The sequence below is a fragment of the Nostoc sp. DedQUE09 genome, from assembly GCF_034530915.1.
Taxonomy (GTDB): Bacteria; Cyanobacteriota; Cyanobacteriia; order Cyanobacteriales; family Nostocaceae; genus Nostoc.
In genome coordinates this window covers 1-5,831 of the sequence record NZ_JAVRCE010000080.1, presented here as the reverse complement: position 1 = coordinate 5,831, position 5,831 = coordinate 1, and the positions used below count along the sequence as shown (strand labels likewise).

General features: G+C 42.5%; 5 protein-coding genes. All 5 read right to left on the bottom strand.

Annotated elements, in window-relative coordinates; genetic code table 11:
* The coding region (locus RMY27_RS31425; protein ID WP_322668743.1) for a hypothetical protein at positions 1-216 on the bottom strand (216 nt) is incomplete at its 3' end.
* An 18-nt stretch (positions 217-234) separates the two neighbouring features.
* On the bottom strand, positions 235-2,646 hold the full coding sequence (locus tag RMY27_RS31420) for a sucrose synthase (RefSeq protein WP_322668742.1): 2,412 nt from the start codon (positions 2,644-2,646) through the stop codon (positions 235-237).
* A gap of 413 nt (positions 2,647-3,059) precedes the next feature.
* The gene (locus tag RMY27_RS31415) at positions 3,060-3,443 is read right to left on the bottom strand and encodes a beta-lactamase hydrolase domain-containing protein (RefSeq protein ID WP_322668741.1); all 384 of its coding nucleotides are present in this window, start codon (positions 3,441-3,443) and stop codon (positions 3,060-3,062) included.
* Between the two features lie 195 nt (positions 3,444-3,638).
* Positions 3,639-5,102: an ATP-binding protein gene (locus tag RMY27_RS31410; protein ID WP_322668740.1), complete on the bottom strand. Its 1,464-nt coding sequence runs from the start codon at positions 5,100-5,102 to the stop codon at positions 3,639-3,641.
* An 8-nt stretch (positions 5,103-5,110) separates the two neighbouring features.
* Positions 5,111-5,479, bottom strand: a complete 369-nt coding sequence (locus RMY27_RS31405; protein ID WP_322668739.1) for a response regulator transcription factor — start codon at positions 5,477-5,479, stop codon at positions 5,111-5,113.
* Positions 5,480-5,831: the final 352 nt, after the last annotated feature.

Genomic DNA, 5,831 nt, shown 5'->3' with positions numbered 1-5,831 from the left:
TGAATCCAGTTCAGAGGTGGATGAACGGAGTTCTGAGGTGGATGAATCCAGTTCAAAGGTGGATGAACGGAGTTCTGAGGTGGATGAATCCAGTTCAGAGGTGGATGAACGGAGCTCCGAGGTGGATGAATCCATTTCTAACTCTCCCTTGCTCCTCTGCTCCTCGCTCACTGAGCGTAGCCGAAGTGCTGCTCCTCTGCTTCCCCGCTCCCCCACTCCCCACTCCCCACCCCCTCATCCCCCCTTATGCTTTTCCAAAATCTTTTCGATTCTGGGTTTATAAATGAGATGAAATAAGGTTTCCATATAGCGATCTCTGGCTTCGTTATTTTCGGGAGCAACAAAGTTCCAAAAACTAAACATTTTAGCAAGCAGTAGTAATTGATTGCTATGTAAGTGCCAATTATATTTGTGATGAATTCGCTGGCTCATCCATTCTGAAACTTCTTGCCAGTATTGAGTATGAGTATCACATTTATCAAGAAAGTCTAAAATTTTCGTTGCTGTTCCTTCTAAGTCTGTAGGATTAACGTTAAATCGGTTTTCTTGGTTCTGGATAATTTCTAAAGAACCGCCAAATTGAGTAGCAAAAGTTGGCAAACCAGAAATCATAGCTTCCAAAATACTGCGACCAAAGGATTCAAAACGGGCAAAATGGACATAAATACCCTGAGAATCTGCAACTACTCGGTAGGCTTCGCCGATGTCGCTACTAGAGATACGCATTCCCACCCACCGAATCTTGCCATCGAGATGATATTGCTCGATGATCTCATGGAGTTTTTGAATTTCTTCTGCTTCTTCTGAGTTTGTAGCTTCATGTAGATGCAGTTTAGTAGTTAAGAGAATCAGGTTGCAACGGTCTTGCAACGCCTGACTTCTACCAAAACATTCAGCTAAACCAGTGAAATTTTTAATTGAAGTTATGGTATCGAGGGCAAAGATTGGTCGCTTATGGGGGTGGTCTAAATGACCAAGGATTTGTGGGTCTTCGCGGCTAAATAGTAAGTCGTGAACTTGTCTGCAAAGGTTAGAATCTCGGTTTTCTTGTTGGCTGTAGGGAAAGAAAATATTTTCGTTTACTCCCGGCGGCACTAAGTTAAATTTAGGACTAAACAAATCAATTCCATCAACCACATGATATAACTGTGGCATCGTAAAGCACTTGTACGACTCGTATTGACCTATAGTATCGGGTGTGCCGACAATTTCTTGATAGGACGATGTAATAATGAAGTCGGCTGCATTCATGCTAATCAAATCAGCGGTGAATTGTGCTGAGAAATGATATTTATCTTCTAAATCTTGCCAATATAAATTGCTAAATAGATATTTCGGTTTTTCCAAAGAATGGGCAATGTTACACTGGGTAACTTTCATGCGGCGAGATAGTATAAAGGCCACTAAGTTACCGTCGCTGTAATTGCCAATGATCAGACTAGGTTTGCCTTGAAATTGAGTTAGTAATTCTCTTTCTGCATCTAGAGCAAATTGTTCTAAATAAGGCCAAATCTCAAATTTAGAAATCCAATTATTCGTAATTTCTGGATTGAATTCACCAAAAGGAATGCGCAATATCCAAGCATTTTCGGTATCTTGGACTTTTTCTAAGGGCAGGTTACAAAATGTGCCTTCACAGTTAGGGATTAATCGGGTGAGAATAATCACATGGGGTTTAATACCTAGCTGGTCGAGTCCAGCGAGTTTGATTTGTTCGCGCAGCTCGTTTTCTAAGCTGCGAGCTTGTTCGAGGACGTAGATAACTTGACCGAGTGTTTCATCTCTTCCCAAAACATCCTCCTGTCCCACCCATCCGTGAATGGAGATGAGGACGACGCGAAAGACGGCGGGGACGCGAGCTACAAATGTTTCTAAGATGCCAGGTTCTGGGGAATAAATAAGTCGGTCGAGGAGTTCTAAAGTTTCCGAGACTCGCGCCGCAGTGTTACCCCAACCCGGCTCAAAGCCGAGTTTTTGGAGGTCAAAGCTAAATTTCTCATAAGGTTCATCAGGCGATCGCTCACTCAGCAATTTGAGCGCTTGCTTAATTTGTTTAGCTAACTGAATACCGGAGGGAATGCGATCGCTCAACAACAGGCGAATACCATTATATTGCAGCCCATGTAATGCTTGAAATAACATTTCTACCCAATATCCAGGGTCAGTCAATAATTGATTGCACAGGTAACGATTGAGAAAAGCTAAACCTTGACCAATATTTCTCGCGTCGTCGATTCTCGGAGAACTCTCATAGAAGGGGTGGAGGTCAATTTCGAGGATATGGGGTTGGTAGCGGTTGACTAGACGATCTCTCACATCTAACAGCGCTTGAGGCGTCATCGGCTCGAAGCTGCTAAAATCGGCTGTCAGTCGCCAAACTTCTTGATTGGCAATCCTCGGTCGAATCACGAACCACGTACTTTCCTCTTCGAGAATTATTTCGTGGGTGTATTGTATTATTTTGCCAATAGAAGAAGAGTAGTAAAAATAGGCTGGCTTTTGGGATTGATGACAGTAGTCGGCAAAAGCTTGCAAAATCTCATTTCTTAGAAAGTAATGCTTACCTGAAGCACTCAACGCATAAATCAACTGATGTAGAGCAGTTTTTTCATCACCGTTGGAGAGAGTTTGAACTAGTTCATACATGATGACGAATTCCAGAAATTTATTTAGGTAACAACCTCATATTTCTTTCCAGTTTTCGGTTTGCTGAGGTATATTCCCCAACTGATTGTAAATTACTATAAAAATGTTTGCGTCTAGCTCTAGGATGAAAGGCTGTGAGAACTTCAAATCTATGGGATGAGAGAGTGGAGGAAGGCGGACAAGGGAAAATTGTTGAACAAGTTTCCTTCTCAATCAGGTATAAAACACTATTCCCGATTAAGTACTAAAGCAAAATTGGAGCGATCGCTAGTGGAACATCACGTCATAATTAACAATTCAAAATTCAAAATTAATTTACGATAAATTAAATCCAGCAAGTTTTAGCATAATAAAATTAAATGTAAGTAGATTAAAAGCTGTTTACATTTGACTTCCGCCTTGCAATACTAGTCTTATATCAAGCCTATATTAATAATTTTTTGCAGTGCTTTTTCAAAGCTTATACCCTGTTTAAGAGCGATATACAAAAATACTATTGCAGCTGAACGAATTGAATTATCGCAATGTATCAAAGTCGGTTTAGGTAGTTTATTGATGACTTGATATATTTGAAGCATACCTTGATGATTAATATATTCAGATTGAGTTGGGAAATTAACATAATATAATCCCAAAAGCTCAGTTTTTTCCTGTTCATTAGCCAGCAAGCCTGTTTCGTCAGGCAAACGCAAGTTCAGTACAGACTTATAACCCCCATTAGCTATTTGTTGCAGCTGATCTAGTGTAATTTGCCCAGCGATCGCTAACTCATCATTAATTTCTCTAATAATGTTCATCAGCCGGATTAACCCCATTTTGCCGACATTGCCCAGCCTCTAAACTTAGCAAGACAATTTGAGGAACTTGTGAGGAAATTATCAAAGTATAAGGATATAAGGGCATGGGGCATTGGGTACAAGAGGCAGAGGGGCAGAGAGGCGGAGGGGCAGAGGGCAAAAACTAGACTACAACTTCTTTTCTCCCCTGCTCCCCTACTGCCCTGCTCCCCTGCTCCCCTGCTCCCCTGCTCCCTGCCCCCTGCCTTTTAGCGGCAGGCAAATTATAAAAGTTGCGCCTTGGCTGGCGACGCTGTTAGCTGTAATGCTGCCTTGATGAGCTTCTATAATGCGCTTGGCGATCGCTAACCCTAGACCGCTACTACTGCCTTTACGGGAAGGGTCTGTTGTATAAAACTGCTCAAAAATTCGGGGCAAATCACCCTCACTAATACCTGTTCCCTGGTCTTGAATTTTTATAACTGCTTGTTTATTCTCGCTGTACCCAGAAATAAAGACCAAAGAATTGGGTACTGAATGTTTGATAGCGTTGTCTAGCAAATTTAAAATAGCCTGTAATAACCGTTCTGGATCGCCTTGTAGTTGTAAATCAGCCACGTTGAGGCGCACAGATACGCCAATGGCTTGCATTCGAGGCTCCATCGCACTGACAGCACGGTTAATCAGACCGTGCAGTGAGAAGGTTTGCTGTTCGAGTTGAGTAATTCCTGCTTCTAAGCGTCCCAGATCAAGCAGGTCATGAATCAGTCGTGATAAGCGTTTGATTTCGTTCTCAATAGTTTGAAAGAAGCGATCGCGCAATTGCGGTTCTTCGTATGCACCACTTCTGAGTGCGTCTATCGTTACCTGAACGTTGCTGATGGGTGTGCGAAGTTCGTGGGAGACATTTGCTAAAAAAGCTCGGCGCTCTTGATCTAGAGAAGCCAACCGTTCACTCATCCGGTTTAGCTCTGTTGCTAACTGATCTAACTCATTGTTTTCATAGATAATTAGCTTGTCACCAAAATCACCACTACCTAAGCGAATTGCAAAGTTCCGCATAGTTTCAATTGGTTTTGAGAGACTTCGAGCAAAGCGAGTACTGATTAGGGCACATAGCAAGATTGTCAGCGCCAGCGTTCCCAAAACACTCCAAATCACCCTAGCGAACTGACGCTGAAGGTGATCCAAAGTAATGGACATTCGCAGCACGCCCAGTAATTGACCATTACGCACAATTGGTCTAGCGATGTATAGGCGATCTTCAGTTGATAAAATCCCTTTTGCAACCCCTTGCGACGGACGATTTTGTAGAGCTTCCGATACTCCGGTAACTTTGTACCAGTCTTTAACCTGTTTGTCTAGCCGTGGGTCAGAAGTTGCCAGAAGACGACCATGTTGATCAAAAATGCGAAGTGCCACAGTTTGTGGCGCTCCATACCGTTTCACCAGTAATTCTACCTGTTGCAGATTCTTTTCTTCTAAAGCATCTGCTGCACTCTCACTCAAGGCAGCTGTCCAATTATCCAAATCCATTTGCCGCGATCGCATGAAGTAGGCATGGAACGACCACAGGATATAGCCTGCCATCACCGAGGTTCCCAAGGTGATCAGTAACAGGTAAGTGGCTAACAGCCGAGCATGAATCGAATTTAGTTTGATGCGAGGCAACCAAATCATCTTTGAAACTAATCCCCAGAACGACGGCGCAACACTGCTTTTATCCGCGCCAGTAGTTCACGGGTATTAAATGGCTTGGTTACATAATCATCCGCTCCTGCTTCCAAGCCCCAAACTTTATCAATATCTTGATCTTTTGCTGTCAGCATGACAATGGGAACATCCGAAAATGCCCTAATTCGCCAACAAACCTCCATGCCGCCAACCTCCGGTAGCATGAGGTCGAGCAAAATTACATCTGGTACTTCTTTGTGAAACTGTTTGATAGCACTATGCCCATCTGCTGCCGTTGTCACTGTATAGCCTTCTTTTTGTAGCGTGTAAGTTAGGCTTTCGCGTAGGGGTGCTTCATCATCGACTAATAATATATGGGGCATTTTAGATTAGCAATCAGTCCAGCATTAAATCATAATTTTACCTTCTCAAGTAGCCGTTTCCCTGACATTGTTCTCAGGACAGAAAGCGATTACTTCGAATTACGTGGGATGAATTTATTCTCCGAATTATCCCATTTTTAAAGACGATGATGGAACACTATTAGAACAGCCGTATGTTGTAGGCGAACCGCAGAGACGCAGAGGAAACAAAGAGAAGAGAAAAAATGCTTAACCCAAGGGTATTGACTTCTAGACGATCTATTAAGCATCGTCGAGAAGTTAGTTTAAAACTTGTCTTTAGAGACTATTTATAAAGTAAATCTAAAGAAGGCTAGCCAAGTATAATTGCAAA

Coding starts and splice junctions, on each gene's coding strand:
- RMY27_RS31420 (WP_322668742.1), bottom strand. CDS start 2,646: ATGTATGAACTAGTTCAAACTCTCTCCAACGGTGATGAAAAAACTGCT.
- RMY27_RS31415 (WP_322668741.1), bottom strand. CDS start 3,443: ATGAACATTATTAGAGAAATTAATGATGAGTTAGCGATCGCTGGGCAA.
- RMY27_RS31410 (WP_322668740.1), bottom strand. CDS start 5,102: ATGATTTGGTTGCCTCGCATCAAACTAAATTCGATTCATGCTCGGCTG.
- RMY27_RS31405 (WP_322668739.1), bottom strand. CDS start 5,479: ATGCCCCATATATTATTAGTCGATGATGAAGCACCCCTACGCGAAAGC.